The sequence below is a fragment of the Pseudomonas sp. FSL R10-1339 genome (assembly GCF_009600545.1).
Classification (GTDB): domain Bacteria; phylum Pseudomonadota; class Gammaproteobacteria; order Pseudomonadales; family Pseudomonadaceae; genus Aquipseudomonas; species Aquipseudomonas bubulae.
In genome coordinates this window covers 1-21,367 of sequence record NZ_WIVQ01000064.1, presented here as the reverse complement: position 1 = coordinate 21,367, position 21,367 = coordinate 1, and the positions used below count along the sequence as shown (strand labels likewise).

23 protein-coding genes and 1 pseudogene are annotated in these 21,367 nt (G+C 58.2%); 15 read left to right on the top strand and 9 right to left on the bottom strand.

Going from position 1 to position 21,367, the window contains the following annotated elements:
• Positions 1–3: 3 nt before the first annotated feature.
• Positions 4–1,032, top strand: coding sequence for an LLM class oxidoreductase (locus GHO03_RS17065; RefSeq protein WP_153380117.1), 1,029 nt, complete (start codon positions 4–6; stop codon positions 1,030–1,032).
• Between the two features lie 9 nt (positions 1,033–1,041).
• Here the strand turns inward: GHO03_RS17065 and GHO03_RS17060 are convergent, their stop codons facing one another.
• From GHO03_RS17060 to GHO03_RS17050, 3 genes are read right to left on the bottom strand one after another with little or no spacing between them, the layout of a single operon-like run.
• Positions 1,042–2,370, bottom strand: coding sequence for an MFS transporter (locus GHO03_RS17060; protein WP_095023344.1), 1,329 nt, complete (start codon positions 2,368–2,370; stop codon positions 1,042–1,044).
• Positions 2,371–2,417: 47 nt separating this feature from the next.
• Positions 2,418–3,356, bottom strand: coding sequence for a LysR family transcriptional regulator (locus GHO03_RS17055; RefSeq protein ID WP_095000111.1), 939 nt, complete (start codon positions 3,354–3,356; stop codon positions 2,418–2,420).
• Positions 3,357–3,408: 52 nt separating this feature from the next.
• Positions 3,409–4,827 carry an FAD-binding oxidoreductase gene (locus GHO03_RS17050; protein ID WP_095018507.1) on the bottom strand — a complete coding sequence of 473 codons (1,419 nt, stop codon included), beginning with the start codon at positions 4,825–4,827 and terminating at the stop codon, positions 3,409–3,411.
• A 146-nt stretch (positions 4,828–4,973) separates the two neighbouring features.
• On the opposite strand from GHO03_RS17050, the gene GHO03_RS17045 reads away from it, so the two are divergent.
• From GHO03_RS17045 to GHO03_RS16995, 12 genes are all read left to right on the top strand, one after another.
• A complete protein-coding gene (locus GHO03_RS17045) occupies positions 4,974–5,441 on the top strand; it encodes a class I SAM-dependent methyltransferase (RefSeq protein WP_256668674.1) in 468 nt (155 codons plus the stop codon).
• Positions 5,438–5,620, top strand: a complete 183-nt coding sequence (locus tag GHO03_RS25585; RefSeq protein WP_256668673.1) for a hypothetical protein — start codon at positions 5,438–5,440, stop codon at positions 5,618–5,620. The genes GHO03_RS17045 and GHO03_RS25585 overlap by 4 nt, the downstream gene beginning before the upstream one ends.
• On the top strand, positions 5,620–6,015 hold the full coding sequence (locus GHO03_RS17040) for a GFA family protein (protein ID WP_095024628.1): 396 nt from the start codon (positions 5,620–5,622) through the stop codon (positions 6,013–6,015). Before GHO03_RS25585 ends, GHO03_RS17040 begins: the two co-directional genes overlap by 1 nt.
• 45 nt (positions 6,016–6,060) lie before the next feature.
• A complete protein-coding gene (locus GHO03_RS17035) occupies positions 6,061–6,546 on the top strand; it encodes a DUF2867 domain-containing protein (RefSeq protein WP_095000115.1) in 486 nt (161 codons plus the stop codon).
• A 141-nt stretch (positions 6,547–6,687) separates the two neighbouring features.
• Positions 6,688–6,987 carry a GNAT family N-acetyltransferase gene (locus tag GHO03_RS17030; RefSeq protein WP_372241762.1) on the top strand — a complete coding sequence of 100 codons (300 nt, stop codon included), beginning with the start codon at positions 6,688–6,690 and terminating at the stop codon, positions 6,985–6,987.
• A gap of 11 nt (positions 6,988–6,998) precedes the next feature.
• On the top strand, positions 6,999–7,493 hold the full coding sequence (locus GHO03_RS17025) for a GNAT family N-acetyltransferase (RefSeq protein ID WP_169916349.1): 495 nt from the start codon (positions 6,999–7,001) through the stop codon (positions 7,491–7,493).
• A 105-nt stretch (positions 7,494–7,598) separates the two neighbouring features.
• The gene (locus GHO03_RS17020; RefSeq protein ID WP_095000117.1) at positions 7,599–8,027 is read left to right on the top strand and encodes a LexA family transcriptional regulator; all 429 of its coding nucleotides are present in this window, start codon (positions 7,599–7,601) and stop codon (positions 8,025–8,027) included.
• Positions 8,017–9,297, top strand: a complete 1,281-nt coding sequence (gene umuC / locus GHO03_RS17015) for a translesion error-prone DNA polymerase V subunit UmuC (RefSeq protein ID WP_095018511.1) — start codon at positions 8,017–8,019, stop codon at positions 9,295–9,297. Before GHO03_RS17020 ends, umuC begins: the two co-directional genes overlap by 11 nt.
• A gap of 406 nt (positions 9,298–9,703) precedes the next feature.
• Entirely contained in the window at positions 9,704–10,606 is a 903-nt protein-coding gene (locus tag GHO03_RS17010; protein ID WP_153400234.1) for an efflux RND transporter periplasmic adaptor subunit, read from the top strand.
• Entirely contained in the window at positions 10,606–10,830 is a 225-nt protein-coding gene (locus GHO03_RS17005; RefSeq protein ID WP_153400233.1) for a hypothetical protein, read from the top strand. Before GHO03_RS17010 ends, GHO03_RS17005 begins: the two co-directional genes overlap by 1 nt.
• A 58-nt stretch (positions 10,831–10,888) precedes the next feature.
• Complete coding sequence (locus tag GHO03_RS17000; RefSeq protein WP_218574316.1) at positions 10,889–12,931, top strand: MacB family efflux pump subunit; 2,043 nt, start codon at positions 10,889–10,891, stop codon at positions 12,929–12,931.
• 31 nt (positions 12,932–12,962) lie between these two features.
• Complete coding sequence (locus tag GHO03_RS16995; RefSeq protein ID WP_153400232.1) at positions 12,963–14,432, top strand: efflux transporter outer membrane subunit; 1,470 nt, start codon at positions 12,963–12,965, stop codon at positions 14,430–14,432.
• Between the two features lie 144 nt (positions 14,433–14,576).
• Here the strand turns inward: GHO03_RS16995 and GHO03_RS16990 are convergent, their stop codons facing one another.
• Genes GHO03_RS16990 through GHO03_RS16975 form a run of 4 tightly spaced genes read right to left on the bottom strand, consistent with a single transcriptional unit; the run spans position 14,577 to position 17,768 of the window.
• Positions 14,577–15,791, bottom strand: a complete 1,215-nt coding sequence (locus tag GHO03_RS16990) for a pyridoxal phosphate-dependent aminotransferase (RefSeq protein WP_095000121.1) — start codon at positions 15,789–15,791, stop codon at positions 14,577–14,579.
• Positions 15,788–16,426: an RraA family protein gene (locus GHO03_RS16985; RefSeq protein WP_095000122.1), complete on the bottom strand. Its 639-nt coding sequence runs from the start codon at positions 16,424–16,426 to the stop codon at positions 15,788–15,790. The genes GHO03_RS16990 and GHO03_RS16985 overlap by 4 nt, the downstream gene beginning before the upstream one ends.
• The gene (locus tag GHO03_RS16980; RefSeq protein ID WP_095023352.1) at positions 16,426–17,088 is read right to left on the bottom strand and encodes an RraA family protein; all 663 of its coding nucleotides are present in this window, start codon (positions 17,086–17,088) and stop codon (positions 16,426–16,428) included. The genes GHO03_RS16985 and GHO03_RS16980 overlap by 1 nt, the downstream gene beginning before the upstream one ends.
• Complete coding sequence (locus GHO03_RS16975) at positions 17,088–17,768, bottom strand: RraA family protein (RefSeq protein WP_153380332.1); 681 nt, start codon at positions 17,766–17,768, stop codon at positions 17,088–17,090. The genes GHO03_RS16980 and GHO03_RS16975 overlap by 1 nt, the downstream gene beginning before the upstream one ends.
• A gap of 105 nt (positions 17,769–17,873) precedes the next feature.
• On the opposite strand from GHO03_RS16975, the gene GHO03_RS16970 reads away from it, so the two are divergent.
• Positions 17,874–18,767, top strand: a complete 894-nt coding sequence (locus GHO03_RS16970) for a LysR family transcriptional regulator (RefSeq protein ID WP_153380330.1) — start codon at positions 17,874–17,876, stop codon at positions 18,765–18,767.
• A 108-nt stretch (positions 18,768–18,875) separates the two neighbouring features.
• The gene (locus GHO03_RS16965) at positions 18,876–19,691 is read left to right on the top strand and encodes an alpha/beta fold hydrolase (RefSeq protein WP_240055604.1); all 816 of its coding nucleotides are present in this window, start codon (positions 18,876–18,878) and stop codon (positions 19,689–19,691) included.
• On the opposite strand, the gene glcF is transcribed toward GHO03_RS16965, so the two are convergent.
• Positions 19,688–20,905: a glycolate oxidase subunit GlcF gene (gene glcF, locus GHO03_RS16960; RefSeq protein WP_153380328.1), complete on the bottom strand. Its 1,218-nt coding sequence runs from the start codon at positions 20,903–20,905 to the stop codon at positions 19,688–19,690. The genes GHO03_RS16965 and glcF overlap by 4 nt on opposite strands.
• A 3-nt stretch (positions 20,906–20,908) precedes the next feature.
• Positions 20,909–21,367: pseudogene (gene glcE / locus GHO03_RS16955) on the bottom strand (glycolate oxidase subunit GlcE); the annotation flags it as partial.

The window sequence follows — 21,367 nt, the reverse complement described above, 5'->3', positions numbered from 1 at the left end:
AATATGAACACTACAGATCAGGTCACAGGCCAGTCGTCGCCCGCATTTGCCAGCCACCGCGGTTATCGGCGCATGTTCGCGGCCAATCAGCTGACCCTCGGGATTTTTCTGCCATTGCGCTTTTACAAGGGCGACATGGCGGTACTGGCCGGGCAGGCCGAGCGGGTTCGCGACATCGACCGATATGGTTTTGCCGCAGTCTGGGTGCGCGACGTACCGCTGTTCGATCCTGCCTTCGGTGATGCGGGGCAAGTATTCGATCCCTTTACCTACCTGGCGTTTCTGGCGGCTCACACCCGCACAATTGCGCTGGCAACCGGCAGTGCAATCTTTTCGTTGCGCCATCCCATTGATCTGGCCAAGGCCAGCGCCACCATCGATCAGTTGTCGAACGGGCGCCTGGTCATGGGGATCGCCTCGGGAGACCGGGCCATTGAGTTTCCCGCCTATGGTCTGGAGCACGCCCGGCGGGGTGAGCGGTTTGCCCAGAGCGTGACGTATTTCCGCCAACTGATGCAGGCCCGTGCGCCGGTTATCGATTCGGCACTGGGGCACATGGCCGGAGCCGAATTTCTGCCCCGGCCCGTGGCGGGAGCCATCCCCCTGATGGTCACCGGTTCATCCCGTCAGTCACTGGCCTGGATTGGCGAGCATGCCGATGGCTGGCTGACCTTTCCCGAATCGACCCACGACCGCGCAGGGCCGCAACGCCTGGGCGAAAAGATCCGGGCCTGGCGCCAGTTGATCCCGGACGGCGGGTTCAGGCCGCACATGACCAATGAATGGCTCGACCTGGTTGATGATCCCGATTATCCCCGCACCTCTTTACAGGGCGGTTATGTGTTGCGCACCGGGCGCAATGGCCTGATTGACCTGCTGGGTGAATGGCAAGCAGCAGGGGTCAACCATGCGGCCCTGGGTATCCAGTTTTCGGCGCGGCCTGCGGCAGAGGTCATACAGGAGCTGGCAGAGCACGTGTTGCCGCATTTTCCTTCCCATCAGGGGCCGGGGCGTGTCGGGCCAGCATGGTGAAGGCACCTGTCAGGCCACTGCCTTGATCTCAACAACCGGGTCACTGCGCGTGCGTGACACACTCAGGCCCAGCAGCCCGCCGAGCACCAGCGCGGCGGCCATAAAGTACATTGCCGCCTGGGTGTTGCCGGTCAACTGCGTCAACCAGCCGACCACAATGGTGCTGAAAAATCCGGCGACATTGCCCAGGGAGTTGATCAGCGCGATCCCCGCAGCGGCGGCTGCACCGCCCACCACCGCGGTAGGCATGCCCCAGAACACCGGCAAGCTGCTGATCATAGCTGCTGTGCCGACGGTCAGGCCGATCATTGACAGCCACAGGCTGGCGCCGAACAGGGTGCCAAATACCACCCCGCCAGCGCCGATAAAGGCGCAGATTGCCAGGTGCCAGCGATACTCGCGAACACGGTCGCTGCTGCGTCCCACCAGCACCATGCTCACCGCGGCCACGGAATAGGGAATAGCACTCAACACGCCAATGGCCCAGGGTTCGGCGACACCGCTGTTGCGGATAATGGTCGGCATCCAGAAACTGATCACGTACTGGCCCAGCACCAGGCAAAAGTACACCGCCCCCAGCAGCCAGATTTTCGGGTTGAGCAGACCATCGCGTACGGAGTGGTGGGATTTGGCACGGGTTTCGCGATCCAGCGCCGCCTGCATGCCGCGTTTTTCTTCGGCGCTGAGCCAGCGGGCGTCGGCAATCCGGTCGCGCAGCAGAAAGAACACGGCGGCGCCCAGGGCCACCGCCGGCAAGCCTTCGATCACGAACAGCCATTGCCAGCCGGCGTACCCTGCCACGCCATCGAGGGTTTGCATGATCAAGCCGGAAATCAGCGAGCCCAGCATGCTGGAGATCGGCAGGGCGGCGATAAACAGTGAAATCATCACGCCCCGGCGATGGCTCGGAAACCAGGTGGTGAGATAGAAAATAATCCCCGGGAAAAAGCCTGCTTCGGCAATGCCGATCAAAAAGCGCAGCAGGTAGAAGCTCATGGGGGTTTCGACAAACATCATGGCCGCTGACAACAGGCCCCAGGTCATCATGATCCGCGCGATCCAGCGCCGGGCGCCAAACCTGTGCAGGGCGATATTGCTGGGGATTTCGAACATCAGGTAACCGACAAAAAACACCCCGGCACCGAGCCCGTACACCGCCTCGCTGAACTTGAGGTCATCAAGCATCTGCAGTTTGGCAAAGCCCACATTGACCCGGTCCAGGTAGGCGACCAGATAACAGACCATCAGCAACGGAATGACTCGCCAGGCGGTTTTGCGGTAGGCCGAATGCAGTGCATGGTCCGGCATGTCAGCAGGGGGTGGCGGTAGGGTGTTCATCTGGAGCCTCTTTTTTGTTGTTGTAGGGGCAGGTGTGCAATCACCGATCAGCGCGCACGGCCTCCCGGCCATTCGCCGCACGCGCACATGGCGTGCACGACTTCGCGGATCAACTCACTGATCAGGGTTTTAAGATGGCTGGCGGGCATCGAAGCGCAACTGCAGATACCCAGGGTTCGGGTCAAGCCGTCAGCGGCAATGCGGTGGGCCACCAGCCGACCGTCATCGATTTCACGCACGGCCAGGTTCAACGGCATGATGGTGTGACCGATACCGGCCTCGACCGCGCTTTTGAGGATATGCACGGAGTTGACCTCCATGACGATTTCGCCCACGGCCAGCCCGTGCTGTTTTACCGCGTGCTCGACCAGCGTGCGGGTGCAGTGACCGTGGGCCTGACTGGGAAATACCAGCGGCCGGGCCAGCGCCTGCGCCAGGCAAACCTCACCGGCAGCGGGGGCGTCGGCGGCATCGGCACGGTGGATCAGGTAAAAATCTTCTTCGATCAATGCGCTGAACAACACTTGCGGGGGCAGGTCGATGGCGCTGAACAGGGCCAGGTCAATGCGCCCGTGCAGTAACTGGTCCATGACGTTGCCGGTCAGCTCTTCGTTGAGATGGAATGCCACCTGCGGGTAACGGGCGGCCACGGCGCGCATCAGCGGCATGGCAAGGAGGGTGGCGACGCTTTGCGGCAGCGCCACGATAATCGAGCCACTGACCGAGTCGGGGCTGCTGCTGACGGCAGCCCGGGCATCGCTCAGATGCTTGAGCATGCCCTGGGCGTATTCGTAGAAGACCTTGCCGGCCTCGCTGGCGACTACGCCGTTGTGGCTGCGATGGAACAGCTGAACCCCCAGATCGTCCTCCAGCGCCGACATCTGCTTGCTCAAGGCCGATTGCGCCACATGCACCTGGCGGGCGGCTTTGGACAGGCTGCCGCAATCGATCACGGCGACAAAGTATTTGATCTGGCGGATTTCCATTGCGGTGCTTCCTGCAGGACTCGGATATGCGGGCCGGTGATGGTACCGCGGGTCAGCCTGCAGAGCGCCCTCGAGGGAATATCTTGCCGGGGTTCATCAGCTGTTTCGGGTCGAGCGCCGCCTTGATCGACTGCATGACGTCCACGGCGTTTTGCCCGTGTTCAACGGCCATGAAGTGCTGTTTGGTCAAGCCGATGCCGTGCTCGCCGGTGCAACTGCCCTGCAGGGCAATGGCCCGCTCGGCCAGGCGATGGGCCACGCCTTCGGCGCGTTCGATTTCGTCGGGGTTGTGCGGGTCGACCAGGATCACGGCATGGAAGTTACCATCGCCCACATGACCGAAAATCGGTGCGAGAAAGCCGTTTTGCGCAAGGTCCGCTGCCGTCGCTTCAATGCACTCGGCCAGTCGTGAAATCGGTACTACGGCATCGGTGGTCAGGGCGCGGCAACCGGGGCGCAGGGCGAGGGCGGCGAAGTAGCCGTCATGCCGGGCCTGCCACAGACGGCTGCGATCCTCCGGATGCACAGCCCACTCGAAGTCCATGCCCTGATGTTCATCGGCAACCATGCGCACGGTCTCGATCTGTTCTTTCACGCCGGCTTCAGAGCCATGCAGTTCAAAGAGCAGCGACGGCGCCTCGCGCAACTGCGTGCTGCTGTAGGCGTTGAGGGCGCGCATGGTCAAGGCATCGAGCAGTTCAATGCGGGCGACCGGCACACCGAGCTGGATGATCTGGATCACGGCGCGTACGGCCAGATCCACGCTGGGAAAGCGGCACACGGCAGCTGAAATGGCTTCAGGAATCGGGTGCAACTTGACGGTCAGTTCGGCGATGGTCGCCAGCGTCCCGCCCGAGCCGACCAGTAAATGGGTCAAGTCATAGCCGGCGGAAGACTTGCGCGCCCGCCCGCCGGTGTTGATCACCCGGCCGTCGGCCAACACCGCCGTCATGGCCAGTACGTTTTCGCGCATGGTGCCGTAGCGCACGGCGTTGGTCCCGGAAGCACGGGTCGCCGCCATGCCGCCCAGTGACGCATCGGCCCCGGGGTCGATAGGGAAAAACAGCCCGGTGCCGTGCAACGCTGCATTCAACTGTTTGCGGGTCACCCCCGGTTGTACAGTGGCGTCCATATCGTCAACGCGAATGGCAAGCACCTGGTTCATGCCCGAGACATCAATGCTGACGCCACCGTGGGAGGCTTGCAGCCAGCCTTCCAGCGAGGTGCCGCTGCCATAGGCGATCATCGGCGTATCGTGGCGATAACAGGCGCTGCTGATACTGACGATATCCTCAAGGCTGTTGGCATAGGCCACGGCATCCGGCGGCATGGGGTCTAGTGCGGAAATATCGCTGCCGTGGTGCTCGCGCACGCTGGCCGAGGTGGAGAAGCGGGTGCCGAGCAATTGGCCCAGCTCCTCGCGCAATGATTCGGCCAGGGGCGGGTGTTCGCAGGCAGCAGGATGGGTCATCAGACAATCTCCGGTTGTTGTGCACCGCGTAAAACGGGCGGCATTATCAGGGAGTTATGACTTATCTTAGGCAGCCTTGGGTACACACTCGTAGTGCTGAATTCAGATGGATCCATCTGTTTTTGAGATGGTCTGTGACAGGCGTAATGATCAAGAAGGAACTTGAGTTGAGTGACTGGGAAGCCTATTACCAGGCAAGTGAACAGCGCGGGCAATCGCCCTTGCTGAGTAGGGCCTTGAACCTGATCAGCGCGAATGAGGGTTCACGTCAGGCCGTGGACCTGGGTTGTGGGGCCGGAATGGAAACCCGGCAATTGCTGGCCGCAGGCTGGGACGTACTGGCCATTGACCGCGAAGCCGGCGCCATTGCGCGAACATCTGCATTGTCACAAGGTGTCAGCGGTGGGCGGCTGGCGACCCTGGCCTGCGATTTTGAACAGCTGACGCAGTTACCTGCATCCAGATTGATCCATGCCGGTCTCGCCTTGCCGTTCTGTCGGCCAGAATATTTTGAGACCCTTTGGCGGCTTGTTACTGCGGCGCTTGAACCGGGTGGTGTATTTGTCGGCCATCTGTTTGGCGAACGGCACGGCTGGGCGGCACTTGCCATATGACCTTTCAGACCGAAGCGCAGGCGCGCTTGCTGTGCGGTAATCTTGAGCTGCATCTGTTGCGCGAATTCGAGCAACCGGGTGCCAGTTTGCAGGGGGACATCGCCTGGCACCGCTTCGATATCATTGCCAGCAAGCCGCAAGGCGACGATAAATACCGTACTGAACAAAGGAGCCTGTGATGAAGGGAAGTTGCGCCTGCGGTGCCGTTGGCTATGAAATTGATCGTATCGACCTGCCTGTAAGCCATTGTCATTGCCAGTCGTGCCGCAAAACCCATGCTGCTGCGTTTGTCACCACGGCCGGTGTTTTGCGTGAGCACTTCCATTGGACGAGGGGGCAGGAAAAGCTCAGCAACTACGAGTCTTCCCCCGGCAAGCTGCGGCGCTTTTGCTCGCTGTGCGGTTGTCACCTTGTGGCTGAACGTGACACAGCCGCGGCTGTGATTGTTCGTGTTGCGACCCTGGAAGAGGACCCGGGCGATCGCCCGCAATACCATATCTGGGCTGAGCATGATGTCCCATGGCTTGAACATGAAGACCTTGCGGTCTACCCGCAATGGCAGCCGGGGCGCTAGGGCTTCAGTGGCATTATTTAACTTTTATCAGGGAGATAACCGTTAGTGACCCGTGCATCTGTGCATACCCTGCGTCCGCTGCCCGAGCTTGATTACCATGACAGCAGATCGGTGCTGCTGCCTGTGCAGATCACGGCGCTGCAAGCCTGGAACCTGATGACAGCCGGGCAGGGGCCGCTGATGCGCCTGGCGTTTCGAACCCGAGACGGGATTTCTTCGTTATTTGGCGTAAAGCGCATTGGCGGTTTCTCCGGTACCCGGCGCGAGGCCGTGCAGGCAGGTGACTATCTGGATTTCTTTCTGGTAGAGCACAGCGCCCCCGAGGTATTGGTGCTGACCGAGCGTGACCGGCATCTGGATGTGATGACCTGTGTGTCGATGGCTGATCGGGTACTGACAATCACCTCTTCTGTGGTCACCCATAACACCTTTGGCCGTCTGTATATGCTGCCGGTGGGGCCGGCGCACAAACTTATTGTCAACAGCTACCTCAAGCGCCTGAAGCGCAAGCTGCAAGGGATGGAGCCCTGAATTTATGAACATAGCCATAAGACTTGCCAATCAGGCAGATATCCCGACAATTTTTGTCATCCGTACCCGCGTCAGGGAGAACCCTCTTTCTCACCAACAGTTAACTGAAATGGGCATTACCCCCGACGCCATAGCCAGGCGATGGAAGCCGCTCCCTGTATCTGGGTGGCCGAGGTCGAGGGTGTTACGGTGGGGTTTGCCATGGCCGATGCCGAGGATGGCTGTGTCTTTGCCGTATTTGTCCTGGCCGAATTCGAGGGGCTCGGGCTGGGTCGCAGACTGATGGCGAGGGTCGAGGCGTTTCTGTTTCAGCATCACCCCACGATTTGGCTGGAGACCGCTGAAAACAGCCGTGCCAGCGGTTTTTATCGGCACCTTGGCTGGCAGGCGGTGGCGAATTTGCCTGAAGGTGATATTCGCTTTGAAAAATCACGGACGTAGCAGGGAAGGGTATGCACATTCGATTGACGCAAGCCAGTGACTGGATGCTGTTGAAGCAGGTTCGCCTGGCAGCGCTTCTGGAGGCCCCGACGGCATTTGGCGTGAGCTATCAAACGGCGGCCAGTTACACCGACGAGCAGTGGCAAGAGCGCGCTGATTCAGGGGCGGGGACGCAATTCTGGCTGGCCATCGAGGACAGCAAGGCGGTGGGCATGATCGGTGCCGGGGTGAGCGAAAACCGGCGCTATAACTTGATCGGCATGTGGATCGAGCCCGGCGTGCGCGGCGCCGATGTGGCCGCCCGGCTGGTTGGCGCAGTCAAGGCCCGGGCGCTGCAGGGCGGGCATGAGTACGTTTATCTCGAGGTAGCCCCGGACAACGCAAGAGCTGCCAGCTTCTACCTGAAGCAAGGGTTCAGGTTCAGGGATGAATGGGAACCCTTGGCAAGTCATCCCTCTATCAGGTTGCAGACGATGTGCTGGGTTGTGACTCCAGACAGCCCCTGAAATCGGCTACACACTCCTCTCGTCGAAATATCTGTCAGAAAAATTGACCAGAATGATCCTACGCAGTTTACTGTATGTTCATACAGTTATCGTAAGGCGTGCGTCATGAGCTTCACTTCCCTGGGTCCCATTGCTGAAGATGGCGTTCGCCTGCCACTTTGCTCCTTCAAAGTCCCCGCGGGGTTTCCGTCACCGGCGGCGGATCATATCGAGAAGGAAATTTCCCTCGATGAACTGCTCGGTATCCGTGCGCCCCATGTGTATCTGGTGCGCATCGACGGCGACAGCATGCAGGGAGTGGGGATTTTTTCCGGGGATCTGGCGGTGGTGGACCGTGCTATCGAGCCCGGGCATGGCCATGTGGTGGTGGCGCTGCTCAATAACGAGCCGATATGCAAACGCCTGTGCCTGCGTGGCAAGAGCGTTGTGCTGCAATCCGAAAACCCGAAGTATCCGGACCGGTATGTACTCGAAGGTGATGAACTGACAGTCTGGGGCGTGATTACCTATACCGTGCGCAGCCATGGCCACTAAGCCTGCGCCGGTTTTTGCCCTGATCGATTGCAACAGTTTTTACGCCAGCTGTGAGCGTGTGTTCAGGCCCGACCTGGCCAAGGTGCCCATTGTGGTGCTGAGCAACAACGACGGCTGCGTGATCGCCCGCAGTTATGACGCCAAGCCTCACGTGAAAATGGGCGAGCCGTATTTCCAGATCAAGGATCGGCTCGAGCAACTGGGGATTGTGGCGTTCTCGTCCAACTATGCGTTGTATGGCGACATGAGCGAGCGTGTCATGAGCCTGATCGAGGCGATGTTGCCGGCTGTCGAGGTCTACAGCATCGACGAGTCCTTTGCCGACCTGAGCGGTATCGTTGACGCCACCGCCATGGGCCGTCAGTTGCGCAGTCGCATCCTGCAATGCACGGGCATTCCGGTGGGGGTCGGTATCGCGCATACCAAGACCCTGGCCAAGCTGGCGAATCACACCGCCAAGCGCTTGCAGGCCCACACGGGGGGCGTGGTGAACCTGTGTGGCGACCATGAACGTGACTGGGTACTGCGCAATACCGCGGTGTCGGAGGTCTGGGGCGTTGGCCGACGCATGACCGCGCATCTTGAAGGTATGGGGATTCGCACAGCGATGGACCTGGCCAAAGCGGACCCGTGGTCGCTGCGCAAAAAATTCAGCGTGGTGATCGAAAAAACGGCCCGTGAATTGAACGGTACATCCTGCCTGGCCCTGGACGAGCCCGACCCGCCCAAGCAGGAGATCTGCTGCAGCCGCATGTTTGGCAAGCGCCTGACCGAGCTGGCACCGATCAAGGAGGCCGTAGCCACCTATATGATGCGTGCCTCGGAAAAACTCAGGGCACAAAAGTCATACTGCCAAAAAGTCCGGGTCAGCATTCGTACCGGCATGTTCAACCCGGACGAGGCGAAGTACGCCAAGGGCGTGGTGGTGACCTTGCCCTATCCTACCGATGATGTGCGGTTACTCACCAGAGCAGCGGTGGATGCTCTGGAGCATGTGTTTCAGCCCGGCTTCAGATACAGCAAGGCCGAAGTGTTGTTGCTCGACCTGCGCCAGCCGGGGGAGTTTTCCGACGATCTGTTTGCCGTCAATCAACCGGCAGAAGCTTCACGGGTGATGGCGGTACTGGATGCCATCAATGGCCGCTGGGGCAGGGGCACGTTACGGGCCGCCAGCGTGCCGGGCAAACCCGACTGGGGGATGCGCCGGGAGATGATGAGCCAGAGTTATACGACGCGGGTGGATCAGCTTTGGCAGGTTTCGTGCCGATAAATACGGCCGTTGATTGTGCAGAACTGTGGGCAATGAACTGTACGCGCAAAGTGGAGATCCGGTGTGTGAAGTTCAAACATATGGCCTGCTCAGAACACTGGGCTGTCGTGTGCTGCTGGTTTGCTTGTTGAAGACTCAAGAAAAATCAAGGTAGGAAAACCCTGAATTAATAGTGGGGTTATTCTTGCGCTTGCTCCTGGCAGTTGAATGTTAGTACTGATGCTGTACTAATGGTGTTGCCCTGTTATATCAATTGCCGAACAGGCACTGGTTTTAATTGCAAGAGTGGCGGGCTATCAAGACTATCAAGAAAAGTCAAAAAAGCAGGTGCAGGTACGTGCCTGCTATCAGGCAAGGTCAGGATTAAAGATGATAAACACAGTTGCATTGTATTGGTTGCTCACTTATGCGATTTAAATGGATTGTTTTTGTTGTCGGGCTGGTCGCATTATCTTCTTTTGCATTTTATGGGTTGTTTGATCGGTCTGATAAAGTGAGCCATATCGTTGCGCCAGTAACGAAAATCGACATGGAAAGTCTGGTTTTGGCAACAGGCCCGATAGTCGCAACGGGCTTGGTCGATGTCGGCGCGCAGGTTAATGGTCAAGTTAAAACAATCCATGTGCGACTGGGTGACAAGGTCAAAAAGGGCCAGGTATTAGTGGAGATTGATCCGGAGCTTCAGGAAAATGCCTTGAGCAAGGCGAAAGCCAGCCGCGATCTTGTACTGGCACAGCAAAAGGCCAGGGAAAAAGCACGCCAGCGCGCAGAGAGGGTATTTACCCGCCAGCAAGCGCTGTATCAGGCAGATGCCAGCGCAAAAAGAGACCTTGAGCAAGCCGAGGTGGAGCTGGAAAATGCCCGGGCTGAAGTCTTCGTTCTAAAAAGCCAGATTCATTTGGCTCAAATCGAGATGGATAGCGCAGTGGCTAATCTCGGGTATACGAAAATCAAGGCGCCTGCCGATGGCGAAATCATCGCTATTGTGACTAAAGAGGGCCAGACAATTGTGTCCGCCCAGACATCACCGACCATTCTGATTATGGGCAATATGGACAGGATGACAGTCAAGGCCAGAATATCCGAGTCGGATATTGTACGAGTGCAGGAGGGGCAAAAGGTTGTTTTTACCGTGACCGGTGCACCGGAGCTGTCTTTCGAATCGAACATTCTTGCCGTTGAACTTCTGCCGGAGTCCGTCGTTACTGACAGCAAAGAACTCTCAAAGCCAATGCAACGTCCAATGTTCCTGTTTACTACAATGCTACGTTTGAAGTTGATAACCCTGATCGTCTGCTCAAGTCTTTGATGACAGCCAACGTTAAAATCACTCAGGAAAGCGTTGGTCAGGTGATGGCAATTCCTTTGGCCGCTCTCGGAAAAAAGCAGTCTGCGGGCAATCTTTATGAAGTGCGTATATTGACGGAGCAGAAAGAAGTGGTTGCAAGATCCATTGCGATCGGTCTGCGAAACAATACGCATGTGCAGGTTAAGTCGGGGCTTGAGCTAGGCGACAATGTCATTATCGAATAGGCGTTGATTGATGTTGTGCTGTGGGAGTCATTGTTAATATTTATTTGTCGGGTAGTGTATGGAATGTCTCAGGAAAATAAAGTTTCGAACTCGGCCCACGAAGGATGCCGTAAAGCCTGGCAACCTGCCAGAGGAAAACCTGAGCTTATCCGCGCCATTAATCCAATTGATAAATGTCAGCAGGAGCTATTTCAATGGTCATTCATCTACAGAGGCTTTACGAGACGTCAACCTGAATATCCGTGCAGGTGAGATGGTTGCAATTGTCGGGACATCGGGCTCGGGAAAGTCGACCCTTCTCAATATTCTGGGGTGCCTTGTCCCGCCTTCGCAAGGGCAATACATCCTGCACGGGCGGAGTGTGACCCGTCTGACGAATAATGAGTTGGCAGATTTGCGCAGGGGCACTTTCGGATTCGTATTCCAGCGCTACCATTTGCTGGGCCACCTGAATGCTGAAGAAAACGTTTTGTCTCCAGGCCTTTATGTCGAAGGGGAGAAGAAAACACTGCGTGCACGCGCACAAATGCTGTTGAACAGTCTTGGGTTGAGTGACCGCTTGCACTTCTTTCCGGGACAGTTGTCAGGTGGGCAGCAACAGCGTGTCAGCATTGCGCGTGCACTGATGAATGGCGGCGACATCATATTGGCCGATGAGCCGACCGGTGCGCTGGATACCAAGAGCGGTGAGGAGGTGATGGCCGCCTTATGTGAACTGAATGCAAAAGGGCATACCGTCATTATTGTTACGCACAATAATGACATCGCTTCATATGCGCAGCGGCTGATTCATATTCAGGATGGATGCATCTCTTCGGATACAGGCAATCACCCTGCCTCGTCAACGGCAGGGCCGCGAGGGGGGCCCGGGTTGAAACCTGCACAGGGCTCCTCGATAAACATGCTGTCAGGCTGGGTGGAGGCAATTAAAATTGCTTTTTCGTGGCTGGTCAGAAAACCCTTGCATGCGGGATTGACGGTACTGGGAATCGTCATCGGCATTGCTGCGGTTTCATCGGTTATTGCCCTGGGTGAGGGGGCGCGCGACCGTATAGTTCAAGAGATCAGCGCCCTGGGTGCTGACACCATCGATATTTACTCCGGAAAGGACTGGGGTGATATCTACAAGGGTTCAAACAAAGCGCTGAGTGAATCTGATGTGGACTATCTGCGATCACTTCCCTACGTTGACAGCATCTCCCCGGTCACTTCTGCGACAGCCACCATTACATCAAAAAACGCCAACCTTTCAGCTCAGGTATTGGGTGTCGGTGAAGCGTTTGCCAGGGTGAGAGGCGAGGTATTTGCGCAAGGTACTTTTTTTTCCAGTGATGATGTTAAACGGCAGGCGCAAGTTGCAGTCATTGATGAAAATATGCGCAAAAGACTTTTCCCGAGCTGGGAGGACCCGATTGGAAAAGTCATATTGGTAGGCCCGATGCCGGCAATCGTCATAGCGGTTATCAAGAATACACCGTCTTCATTTGGTGAGGCGCCTGTTCTGCAGATGTATATGCCTTATACCACGTTGATGTCACGTATTTCGGGTCAGTCATTTCTTGAGAGCATTGTAGTGCACGTGGCTGGTGGGATTTCAAACGAACTGGCCGAAAGTAATATCAATCGTCTTTTGGAACTCAAACGCGGCAGCAAAGATTTTTTCACAAGTTCTGCAGACTCAATACTCCGGTCGGTGACCAGTGCTACCAGAGTCTTGAACGTGCTGAGCATATCGGTCGCATCGATTTCTCTCCTGGTTGGAGGAATTGGCTTGATGAATATGATGCTTTACTCAGTAGCAGAGCGAACCTATGAAGTAGGCGTTCGTATGGCGTTCGGTGCCCGTCGACGAGATATCATGCAGCAGTTTCTCAGCGAATCCTGTTTGCTGTGCATATTTGGCGGTGGTTTTGGGTTTTTGCTGGCCCTGCTTGCCGGGGAAATTTTAGGCGGATTACAAACTGATTTTCCGCTTAAATTTTCTTATTGGTCGTTCATGGTAGCGTTTGCAAGTTCTACCGTTATTGGTCTTGTATTTGGTTATATACCTGCTCGAAATGCCGCCAGGCTGGATCCTGTCGAGGCTTTGTCCCGGGCGTAAGTCAATGGGTTTGCCATCGTAATCATTCAACATGAAGTCGATGCCTTACTGGACGCAGTCAACACTGCGCTCCAATGTTCTTGAGAATATCATTGTGATTACTAGATATTACCCTGCTGTGTTTTGTAGCGTGATGCTGTTGGCAGGTTGTAGCACTCATCTGCCCAATGTGAACGCTGTCAAATCACAACTGGCGCTGCCTGCAAAATGGCGTAATGCATTACCTGAGGGTAAAGATATAAAGCAGACACAGCATTGGTGGCGCTCATTTCAGGACCCTGACCTGGACGCTCTGGTGGAACGTGTACTGCGCAATAATAATAACCTGGCAGCGGCTGCATACAGGGTCAAAAAGGCAGAGGCACAAGCGGGTATTGTCAGGACGAATTTAACACCAGATGTATCAAGTGGATTCAAACTGAGCAGTAGCAAGGAACTGAACAGAGGAAGTTCGGAACAAAAGGCTTTTACCAGCACATTCTCCTTGAGCTACGAGCTGGATTTATGGGGGCGTCTTGCAAAGGCTCGCGATATCTCGGCCTGGGAAGCCATGGCGACCCGGGAGGATCGTGAGCACATCGCGATGCAACTGATCGGTACAACAATGGAGCTGTACTGGCGATTAGCGTTTTTGAATGAAAGCATTGAAATTAACGACACCAGCATTGCCAGCGCGCGTTCAATCCTTGAGCTGGCACGCCTGGGTGAATCCGTTGGGCAGGAGGGGCGTCTTCAGTCGATTCAGGCAGAGCAACAGTTAAGTGTACTGCTGGCCGATAAAACAGGGCGGCTTCAACAGCGTGAAGAAAGCCGCAATGCCTTGTTGGTTTTATTGGCGTCGCCTATGGGATGGGATGACACGATCAAGATTCGTCCAGTTCCGACTCAACCGTCTACAGCGCTACGGTCGGAGATACCTGCCCACATTCTGAGCCAGCGACCCGACATGAGGGCTGCTGAACTCAGGTTGCGCGCTCATTTCAGCAATATTGAGATCCAGCAAAGAAACCTCTATCCGGCAGTGAATCTTACGGCAGGTATCACTGGAGGAGGGACACGCGAACTGTCAAATATTCTGCGAAATCCGGTGGGTTTTTTTACGGCAGATTTACTGCTTCCGTTTTTTGAGTTCAATAAAGGCAAGTTGCAAGTTGAAATCGCCGAAGCAACGTACCAGGAGAGTATCGAGTTATACAAAAAGCAGTTGCTTGATGCACTGCAGGATGTTGAGAACTCACTGTCGGCCTATAAACAGCTCACCGATGAGGGGCTCTACCTGGCCCGTGCCCATGAATCTTCATCCCGGGCAGAGCGCATTGCTGAAATACGCTATCGCCTTGGGCAGTCGAATATAAAAGAATGGCTGGATCAACAGGATGCGAAGCGCAGTATCGAACTGCGACTGGGTAAGAGTCGCACTGATCGGTTGATTGCCATGGTCAAGTTTCATCAGTCTATCGGTGGCGGCTGCGGTGATGGATGCGCTGATGCCTTGCGATGAAAGGTACCTGGTCAGGTGCTTCAGGTTTATTTGCCGGCTGTGTGCGTTAAGTGCTCGCAGGCCTGGTTGATGTGTGAGTTTCAAATCAAGCCATGCGTTTAATTGAATTTAATGTTTTCCGGGGCCGGCCAATCCTGCTGCACGTCAACGCACAGCCATGCAAAACCTCCTGATCGCCTCGCAGGCCCGACGCAACACGGCGTCATCCAGGGCATAGGCAATTCGGATATAGGGCCCCAGGCCAAAGGCGCTGCCATGCACCACGGCTACACCGGCTTCGTCGAGCAGGGCCAGGGCCACGTCTTCATCGGTGGACAGCACCCTGCCTGCGGGCGAGGTGCGGCCGATCAGTCCGGCGCAGCAGGCGAACGCGTAGAAGGCGCCTGCCGGGCTGGTGCATTCAAGGCCCGGTATGCTGTTGAGCTGGTCGACCATCAGATCGCGGCGCTTCTGGAACGCGGTACGGCTGGTGTGGATAAAGTCCTTGGGGCCTTCCAGAGCGGCGAGAGCGGCCTGCTGCGAGATTGAGCCGGCTCCCGAAGTCTGCTGGCCTTGCAATGTTTCCATGGCTTGCAACAGCCAGCGCGGGCCTGTGGCAAAACCGATACGCCAGCCGGTCATGGCGTAGGCCTTGGACACGCCGTTCATGGTCAGGGTGCGCGCTGCCAGGCGTGGTTCAACCTGGGCCAGGGTATGGAACAGCTGATCATCGAAGATCAGGTGTTCGTAGATATCATCCGCCAGGATCAATACATGAGGATGGGCCAGCAGCACATCGGCCAGTGCCGCCAGCTCGTCGCGGCTGTACACCGCCCCCGTCGGGTTGGAGGGCGAGTTGAGGATCAGCCAGCGCGTTTGCGGGGTGATTGCCGCTGCCAGTGCCGCTGCGGTCAGCTTGAAACCGGACGCTGCGTGGCAGGTCACGAAGCAGCTTTGTGCGCCGCATAACTGAACCATCTCGGGATAACTGACCCAGTAAGGCGCCGGGATGATGACCTGATCTCCCTCATTGAGGGTCGCGGCCAGGGCATTGTAGATCACCTGTTTGCCACCGTTGCAGACCAGGGTGTCCTGCCAGCCGACATCCAGGCCGTTTTCACCACGGAATTTGGCCGCCACCGCTTCTCGCAGTGAACGTGCGCCAGCGACCTGGGTGTAGCGGGTGTGGCCCTGGCCTATGGCGCGGATTGCAGCGTCGCGCACAGGCTCGGGCGTATCGAAGTCCGGTTCGCCAGCGCACAGTGAAATGATCGTGGCGCCTTGGGCGCGGCGCTCTGCAACACGGTCGATGATCCGATAGGTGGCCGAGGGCAGGGCGCTTGCCAGGTGCCGGTTGAGCCGCTGGATATCGCTGCTCATGGGCGGTGTCTCCAGTGAGTCAGGTTCATCAGTTCGAGCGTGGAGCGGCCTTCAGTCAGTGCCTGCATCATATGGGCTTCCTTGTCGGCACGGGATTCGCCTTCGGCGAAGGTACGTGCGGCGTGTGCCTTGGGGATGATGATCACACCATCATCGTCAGCCACCAGCAGATCCCCCGGCGCCACCTCTGCGCCGTTAAAATTGAAAGCCTGACCGACCGAGGTGGCGCTGGCCTTGACGGTGCCTCTGACCGAGATGCCGCGGGCAAATACCGGAAACCGGCGCGCCTTCAAGGCCGCGATATCACGTACCCCGCCGTCGATGACCAGGCCGACCACACCGGCTGCCTGTGCCGCAACGGTAAGGACTTCGCCCCAGTAACCGGCAATAAAATTACCGGTACCCACTACCAGCACACTGCCGCGGGGCACTTGTTCAAGGGCCAGGTGCAGGGCCAGGTTATCGCCAGGAGCGCATTGCAGCGGGTACGCCGGCGCGGCGATAAAGGCGCCATCCCAGATCGGGCGGATGCCGCTGTCCACGGCACAGGCCAGGTGTGATGCCTCATACAGGGTCGAACTGCCGAGGATTCTGGCCCGTTCGTGGTAGTTCAGGGGCAGGGCGAGTGTGCTCATCAGGCTTTCCTCTGCAGGCTGTGGTAGCCCAGTGCAGCGCGGGCGCTTGCAAGGGTCTGGCCTTGACTGATCAAGGTACGGATTTGCGCTTCGACGGTTTCAATCTGCCGCGCACAGGCGGCCACTTGTGCGGCATGGGCGCGGGGTACGATCACTACGCCATTGGCGTCGGCCACCACGATGTCACGGGCACAGACGCGGGCGGTGCCAATGGAAACGGGCTGGTTGATCGACTGCACCTGGACACGGTCCTTGCCGGTGCGCATAAAGCGGCCCTTGCTGAAGATCGGATAACCGTCTCCCAGCGCCTTGTTCACGTCACGGCAAACACCGTCGATAACCGTGGCAGCGATGTTTCGGCTGCCGGCGTACTGGGTCATGATGTCGCCCCATACGGTGCAGTCGGTGCGCCCGGCATTGTCGATCACCACTACGTCACCGGGCAGAACTTGCTCGATAAAGTCGCCCACGGTCCCGGCAGGCACGCTGGCCGGGACGTACTGCACCGTGAATGCCGGCCCGACAATAACCCTGCTGTAGTTGCCCAGCGGCATCACGCCCAGGCATTGACCGGGCAGGCCGAGCTTGTCCAGGGCATCGGAAACCCCCGGCGTGTCCAGGCCCTCAAACAGGGCGACCAGTGCTTGATCTTCAGGGTTCATCAGACGTGCTCCGTGCGGATGGCTTCAAACTGGCTGTCATGCATGACTTCGGCTACGGAGCGACCGCTGCGTACTGCGTCGAGCATGGTTTGCTGACGCCGGGCGATACGTTCGCCAAGATCGACGACCTGAGCGATATGGGCCTGGGGCACAAACACCGTGCCGCAGTTGTCGGCGATCACATAGTCGTCTTCGCTGACATTGACCCCGGCGACTTCGATGGTCACGGCGGCCGCTATCTGCATCACGCGATTGCGCGCACTGATCATGGTGACGCCACGGCCGTAAACCGGATAACCGATTGCCGCACTGCCATCAATATCGCGGCTGCAACCGTCAATGATGGTGCCTCGCACCTGTTTGGCGAGCGCCGCATTGGCAAGGATATCGCCCCAGCAAGAGATGCCCTCGATACCGCCGGCGATCACCAGCACCCGATCATCCGTGTTGATGTGTTCGACCACCGGGGTGATCAGGTGGGCGCTGGGCACCGTGTCGGTCTTTGCGGCCAACAGTACGGTACTGGCACGGCCAACGATCGGCGGGCAGTTCCACAGCGGCCGCAGCCCCACAGTGGCCCCTGCCAGACCAAGAAAATCCAGCGCATCGGACACGGTATTACTGTCCAGTGCCGCCAGACGCTGGAGTACAGTCCTGTCGGTCGTGCTTTTGAGCGTCATCGCGCAGCCTCAGTGGTGGTGTAGGTGCTCAGTGTCGGCGAGGCTGTTTGATAGGTATATTCCTGTTCACGTAAGCTTTGGATACGTTAAACCTATGGAAAAACCATGATCAATTTCCGTCTGATCCGTCACCTCTGGCTCTTTCTTGCCGTCGCCGAAGAGCAGAATTTCGGCCGCGCCGCCAAGCGCCTAGGCATGTCCCAGCCGCCGCTGAGCGAGCAGATCCAGGTGCTGGAGCAAGCGCTCAAGGTCAAACTGTTCGAGCGCTCGCGGCGCGGTGCCAAGCTGACGCCGGTGGGGGCGGCAATTCTGCCGGCCGTACGCAAGTTCGCCGAGCAGTTGGAGCGTCTGGAGCTGGCCGTGGATGAAGCGCTGGCGGGGCAGTCGGGGATGTTGACCATTGGCGCAATTTCCACGGCCATGTTTGATGTACTGCCGGGCCTGATCGAGCGGTTGAAGGAGGATTACCCGCACTTGACCGTCTCGGTGCGGGAAATTGACAGCGTCGAAGCGGTGCCGGCGCTGGAGGCGGGGGATATTGATCTGGCGTTTGCCCGCCTGGACGGTGGTCTGGGGGACTCAATCCAGTCACTGCCGCTGCTGGAGGACCGCCTGATGCTGGCCCTGCCCAGTGATCACCCGCTGGCAGCGCGCACGCGCATCAGCCTGGCCAGCCTGTCCAATGAGCCTCTGGTGATGTTTTCGCGCAAGGTCAGCCCGGTGTATTTCGACAATCTGATTGCCACCTGCCGGGCTAGCGGCTTTTCCCCGCGGGTGTTGCACGAAGTGCGTTCCGTGGCCTCGCAAATCGCCTTTGTCAGCTATGGCCAAGGTATTGCGCTGGTGCCTGCGTCCTTGAAAAAGCTGGCTCCCGCCAATGTGGTATTCCGTGCACTGAGCGAAAAGCTCAACGTGGTGACCACTGCCGTGGCATGGAATGCCAATCGGTCGAACCCGCTGATAGAGGCGATCATTGCTCGTTTAAGCGCCAAGGCATGATGTTTTTGATAGGTTTGGCCTATGTAAACCTTCTGGTCTTAGGCATTTACACCAGGGCCGATGTGCCTGACATTGGTCCGCCGCCTTAACGCTTCAGGAATCATGCCCGTGCCCGTACCCGCAACCTTTGCCCATACCCAAGTGCCGCTGGAGGTAGAGGGTGTGCACTTGACTATTGCCGCTCTTCACCGAGAAGGGGAACTGGCACCGATTGTCTTTCTGCATGGCTTCGGTTCGAGCAAGGAAGACTATGCCGATATCGCGCTGCGTGCGGAGTTCGCCGGGCATGCCTTTCTGGCCTACGATGCGCCGGGGTGCGGTGACAGCGGGTGCAGTGATCTTGCCCGGGTTTCCATCCCTTTTTTGCAGCAAACGGCGCTGCAAGTGCTCGAGCATTTCGGCATCGAACGCTTCCATCTGGTGGGCCATTCCATGGGCGGGTTGACCGCCCTGATGCTGGCCCATCAGTTCCCGCAGCGGGTACTCAGTTTTGTCGATATCGAAGGCAATATTGCCCCCGAGGACTGCTTTCTCAGCCGTCAGATCATCGACTGCCCGAGTGATGATCCTGAGCTGTTTTTTACGGCCTTTATCGAGCGTGCCCGCCATGCCCCGGCCTATGCCAGTGCCCTGTATGCCGCGAACCTGAGACACAAGGTGCGTGTGCAAGCGGTGCGGGGGATTTTCGAATCGATGGTCGAGCTGTCCGATAACGCCAACCTGATGGGCAAGTTTCTCGGCTTGCCGTGCCCGAAGATGTTTATGTTTGGCGACCAGAACGCGTCACTGTCCTACCTGCCGCATATCGCGGCTCACGGCGTACGCCTGGGGCAGATCCCGGCTTGCGGCCACTTCCCGATGTATTCCAACCCGATTGCGATGTGGCAGCACATGGCGGATTTTTATGGGGCAATTTCAGGCTAGGGCAACGCCGCCTCCACCAGCTCGATCCAGTGCCGCACCGGGGTTCTGCCTGCACTGTCGAGGTGTGCCTGGCAGCCGATATTGGCCGTGACAATAACCTCGGGGTGCGCGCTTTCCAGTGCGTTGAGTTTGTTGTCGCGCAGTTGCCGGGACAGTTCGGGCTGGGTCAGCGAATAAGTGCCTGCCGAGCCGCAGCACAAGTGGCTGTCGGGCACCGCGGTCAGGTTGAACCCCAACCGGGTGAGAATGCCTTCAACCGCGCCGCCGAGTTTTTGCCCGTGCTGCAAGGTGCAGGGGCAGTGGAACGCCAGCCGTTGATTGCTGTGCACACCGAGGGTGTGCAGTGGCTCGTCGCGCAGCACTTCAACCAGATCCCTGGCCAGCGCACTGACCTTGGCAGCTTTTTCGGCATAGGCCGGGTCGTTGCCGAGCAGGTGGCCGTACTCCTTGATAAAGGCACCGCAGCCGCTGGCGGTTTGCACGATTGCTTCGGCCCCTCGTTCAATCCCCGGCCACCAGGCATCGATATTGCGCCGGGCGCGATCAAGTCCTGCGGCCTGGGCGTCCAGGTGGTAGTCCACTGCACCGCAGCAAGCGGCTTCTCGGGCAGGAATCACGCTGATGCCCAATCGGTCCAGCACTCGGGTCGCTGCTGCGTTGGTGTTGGGTGACAAGCTCGGTTGCACGCAGCCTTCGAGCAGCAGTACTTGCCGGGCATGGCGGGTGGTCGGTCGCAGCCCGGGCGCGGGGACCTGGCCTGGCAGTTTGTCTTGCAGGCGTGCGGGCAGCCAGGGGCGCAAGATCTGACCACTGCGCAGTAGCCACCTGAACCGGCCCGCATTGGGTATGACGCTGCGCAGCCCTTGAAACAGCAAGCGTTGCCCGAGCGATCTGGGTACCTGGGCCTCAACCATTGCCCGGCCAATGTCCAGCAAGTTGTGGTAGTCGACGCCTGAGGGGCAGGTGGTTTCGCAATTGCGGCAAGACAGGCAACGGTCCAGATGCTGTCGGGTTTTCTGCGTCACCTGATTGCCTTCCAGTACCTGTTTGATCAGGTAAATACGCCCCCTCGGGCCGTCCAGTTCATCACCGAGCAACTGATAGGTCGGACAGGTGGCGTTACAGAAACCACAGTGCACGCAACTGCGCAGGATGCGTTCAGCCTCCCCGGCACGGGGCAATTGGCGGGCCTGTTCGCTCAACGTGGTCTGCATGGTTCAAAGCTCCGCGTACAGGCGCCCGGGGTTGAAAATACCCTGCGGGTCGAGTTGTTGTTTGAGGCTACGCTGGTAGCGCATCAGAGCCTCCGGTAACGGCTGGAACGGGCTGTCGACAAGACCGTGGCTGTAGCAGGTGGCATGGCCGCCGACCTCGGTTACGACCGTGCGGATAAAGCTCGCCTCAGCATCCGACTTGAGCCAGCGCTGGGCACCGCCCCAATCGATCAACTGCTCACCGGGCAGCTCAAGTTCCGGGGTGTTGTTGGGCAAGGACAGGCGCCAGAGGGGCTGGCCCTCATCGAAGAAGCTCAATTGGTGTTCGTTGAGCCGTGTCCAGAACGAAGCGTCCAGGCGCTCGCCGCCCAGGCGTTCGTGAGCCGCCATCACCGAGCCTTCGCCACCCTCCAGGCGCAGGTGCAGGCGCTGGCCATCGTGGCAGGCAGCGCTGATCGGCAG